A 4482-nucleotide genomic window follows, 5' to 3' on the forward strand; every position below is an offset into this window, starting at 1 on the left:
AGCTGCCGACACCCTCGACGAAGATCAGCCAGTTGGGATTGACCGCGCCGATGGCATTGCCGGCCGCCTCGGCCGCCGCCGCCCAGTCATTGGCGCCGCCGCCGCCCCAGGTGCCGTTATAGGGCTCGTTGTGCAAATCCGCGCCGATCACGGAATGATCGCCGGCATAGCGCTGGGCCAGCAGCTGCCAGTCATGGATCCAGTCGGCCTGCGAATGGCTGGCATCGTACCACAGGCCATTGCCGGACGTGCCCGCGCCGGGGTCGCTGCGATGGTGATCGAGGATGATCTTCAGGCCGATCTGGTCGGCATAGGCGACGATCTTGTCCATGACCTGGAGCGGGGTCAGGCCGACGAGATCCGGGTTCTTGGAATAGTCGATGCCCTGGGCCGCGCTCGTGGTGTGCAGCATGTCGGAGGAGTAGGGCAGGCGGATGGTGTTGAACCCCAACTCCTTCATCTGCTGCATCATGTCCTGATAGCCGCGGGTCCACAGGCCGTTCGGGGATTGGTTCTCGCCTTCGAAGCCGAACCAGTTCACGCCGGCGATCTTCACGGTGTGGCCGTCGGCGTCCACGATCTGGTTGCCCTGGGTGGACAGCCAGCCGGTTTCCCCGGTGCCCGGCCCGGCCGGATTGCCCTCCAGCACCGAGCCGTCGGCAATGGACACCGTCGGCAGGGGCGCTGTCGGGTGATCGCCATCCGACGCCACGCCGTTGATGGTGAAGTTGGTGGCTGCGGTGCCCCCGCTGCCCTGCACCGCCTGGAAGCCGAAGCTGGCCGACTGGTGATCCGTCACGTCGCCATTGTAGGGCGCGTTCCGGATCACATAGTGGCTGCCGGTGTGGGAGACGATCTCGGCATTCCAGATGCTGGTGATGTCGAAGGTGGCGTCGAACCCGACCGTCCAGCCGTCCAGGGCCGCGTCGCCAGCCGCCACCGACATGCTTCCGGTGAAGCCGCTGCTCCAACTGCTGTCGACCGTGTAGTCCACGGTCGCGCCGTCGGCCTCAAGGATCGCCTCGATGGCACTGGTCATGATCGCCTCTCCAGCAAGAGCGCAGTCGATGCCTTCTTGAGTGGGCAGAAGATCTTATGTCGGCCTGCAATCAATGATGAAGAGACGATAATATTACGGTACGGCGCAAGAGAGTCCTAATCGATGAACCGACCGATCCAGTCGATGAGACGTTGTGATCGCGTCTCATCGACTGGGTGTTCTTTTGCCAACAACCAGCGCAGGTCACGGAGTCTCGATCGGGCGCGCCTCGGTTGCAACAGGCGGATGGTGCGGCTTCACGCGTCCGCGCTCTGCCATGCGTTGCAGCACGGTGAAGAAGGACGGCACGAACAGCACCGCCAGGCAGGTCGAGGCCAGCATGCCGCTGACCACGGCGATGCCGATCGAGATCCGCGAATTGGCGCCGGCGCCGGTGGCGAAGACCAGCGGCAGCACGCCGAGGATGAAGGCGAAGGACGTCATCAGGATCGGCCGGAACCGCGCCCGAGCCGCCTCCACCGCCGCCTCGGCGATATCCCAGCCCTCGGCCCGCTTCTCCCGCGCCACCTCGACGATCAGGATGGCGTTCTTGGCGGCCAGCGAGATCAGCAGGATGACGCCGATCTGGGTGTACAGGTTGTTGGCGACGCCGAGCGCGTTCAGCGCCGCCACGGTGCCGAGCAGGGCCAGCGGCACGGCCAGGATCACCGACAGCGGCTGGGTCCAGCTTTCGTACGGGCCGGCCAGTACGAAATAGACCAGCACCAGGGCCAGGCCGAAGATCAGGTAGATCTGATTGCCGACGATCTTTTCCTGATAGGACATCGCGGTCCAGTCCGAGCCGTAGCCGGGAGGCAGGCTCTGCGCCGCGATCTGGTCCATGATCCCCATCGCCTGGCCGGAGCTGAAACCCGGCGCCGGCCCGCCCGCCAGCGTCACCGTGGGGTAGAGGTTGTACAGGCTGATCAGCGGCGGCCCCTGGACGGTCTGCACCGTCAAGACTGTGCCCAGCGGCACCATCTCGCCGGCCGGGGTCTTGAGCTTCAGCTTGAGGATGTCGTCCGGAACCAGCCGGTGCTGTGCCTCGGCCTGGGCGTAGACCTGGAACACGTTGTTGAACTTGTCGAACTGGGTGACGTAGGTCGAGCCGAGATAGGCTTCCAGGGTCGAGAACACCTGGCCGACGGTCACGCCCAGGGTCTCGGCCTTGGTCCGGTCGATGGCCAGGAACAGCTGCGGCGTGCCGGCGCTGAAGGTGGTGTTGACCCGCTGCAGCGCCGATTGCGTGCCGGCCTTGGCCACGATGTCGCGCGCCGCGCCCTGCAGCTCGGCGAAGTCGGCGCTGCCGTCCTTGGCCAGCAGCTGCATGGTGAAGCCGCCGGAATTGCCGATGCCCTGGATCGGCGGCGGCACCAGGACGAAGGCGGTGCCGTCCTGCATGTCGGCCAGCGCTGCCGTCAGCTTGCGGTAGATCGCCGGCAGGCTTTCGTCCGGCCCGCGCGCCGACCAGTCCTTGAAGATCACATAGGCCATGCCGGCGTTGAACAGGGTGGCGTTGTTGTCGAGCACCGAGATGCCGCTGACACCGACGACATCGGCGACCCCGGGGATCGACCGGGCGATCTTCGTCACCTCCGCCACCGCGCGGTCGGTGCGCTGCAGCGCGGCGCCTTCGGGCAACTGGATGCTGACGATGGCGTAGCCCTGGTCCTCGATCGGCAGGAACGCCGTCGGCACCCGCGACATGCCCCAGAACGCCAGGCCGATCAGCACGGCCGCCACCAGCATCATCAAGAGGCTGTGGTTGACCATGCGGTGGACCAGCCTTGCATACCAGCGCTCGGTCGCGTCATAGCCCCGGTTGAAGCCGCGGAAGATCAGGTTGCGGCGTTCCGGCGGGGTCGGCGTCTTCAGCCACATCGCGCATTGCGTCGGCTTCAGCGTGGCGGCGTTGATGGCGCTGATGATGGCGGTGGCGGCGATCACCAGGGCGAATTGCTGGTACATCTGGCCGGTCAGCCCCGGCAGGAAGGCGGCCGGCACGAACACCGACATCAGCACCAGGGTGATGCCGATGATCGGGCCGAGCAGCTCGTTCATCGCCTTCACCGCGGCCTCGCGGCCGCTCATCCCCGCCTCCATGTGGCGGGACACGCCCTCGACGATGACGATGGCGTCGTCGACGACGATGCCGATGGACAGGACGATGGCGAACAAGGTCGCGGTGTTGACGCTGAAGCCCAGCGCCGCCATCGCTGCGAAGGCGCCGATGATGGTGACCGGGACGGTGGTGGCCGGCACCAGCATGGCCCGCCAATCCTGCAGGAACAGCAGGATGACGATCAGCACCAGCACCGCCGCCTCGATCAACGTCTTGTAGACCTCGTCGATCGAGGCGCTGACGAATTTGGTGGTGTCGAACGGGATGTCGTAGGTCAGGCCCGGCGGGAAGGACTTGGCCAGCTCCGCCATCTTGGCCCGCACCTCGCCCGCCACCGCCAGGGCGTTGGCGTCGGGTAGCAGGAAGATGCCGATCGCCGCTGTCGGATGGCCGTTGAAGGTCGCGGTGTGGCTGTAGCTCTGCGACCCGAGCTCGACCCGGCCGATGTCGCGGACCCGCACCAGCCGGCCGCCATTCTGGTTGTCGGCCTTGACCACGATATTCTCGAAATCGGCCGCGGCGTCCAGGCGTCCCGCGACATTCACCGTGTACTGGAAGTTGAGGCCGTTCGGTGCCGGCGGTGCGCCGACCATGCCTGCCGTCACCTCCTGGCTTTCCTGCTGGACCGCGCCGACCACGTCGGCCGGGACCAGGCCGTAGGCCTGCAGCTTGTCCGGATCCATCCAGATCCGCATGGCATAGGGGCCGGCGCCGAAGACCGTAACATTGCCGATGCCCTGCAGGCGCTGCAGCTCCTTCTGCACGCTGATGACGCCGTAATTCGACAGGAACAGCCCGTCATACCGGTCGTCCGGCGAGGACAGGGTGATGAATTGCAGGACGGCGGTCGACTTCTTCTGCACGTTGACGCCCTGCACCTGCACGGCCTGCGGCAGCGACGACAGCGCGATCGCCACCCGGTTCTGCACCAGCACCTGGGCGGAATCGGGGTTCGTGCCGATGTCGAAGGTGACCGTCAGGGTGTAGGTGCCGTCGCTGGCGCTGGTCGACTGCATGTAGATCATGCCTTCGACGCCGTTGACCTGCTGCTCGATCGGCAGGGCGACGGTGTCCATGATCGTCCGGGAGCTGGCGCCGGGATAGACCGTGGTCACCTGCACCGTCGGCGGCACGACGTTCGGGTATTGCGAGACCGGCAGCCGCAGCAGCGAGATCGCCCCGATCAGCACGATAACCAGCGCCAGCACGTTGGCGAGAACCGGCCGCTCGATGAAAAAGCGCGAAAGCATGGGACCCCTCTGGGGGTTGGAGGTGGCGCGCGGCGGCGGTCAGGGTTTGGCGGCGGCAGGAGCGTCGGGGG

General features: G+C 66.3%; 2 protein-coding genes. Both read right to left on the bottom strand.

The annotated features are described in order from the left end of the window. Positions 1 to 1039: cellulase family glycosylhydrolase (locus AC3XYG_RS26690; protein ID WP_489142908.1), on the bottom strand; the 1039-nt coding region annotated here is incomplete at its 3' end. A gap of 204 nt (positions 1040 to 1243) precedes the next feature. Then, positions 1244 to 4411 (bottom strand): efflux RND transporter permease subunit, encoded by a 3168-nt coding sequence (locus AC3XYG_RS26695; RefSeq protein WP_489142909.1) that lies wholly within the window; start codon positions 4409 to 4411, stop codon positions 1244 to 1246. Positions 4412 to 4482 lie beyond the last annotated feature (71 nt).

This window comes from Inquilinus sp. (assembly GCF_057815775.1).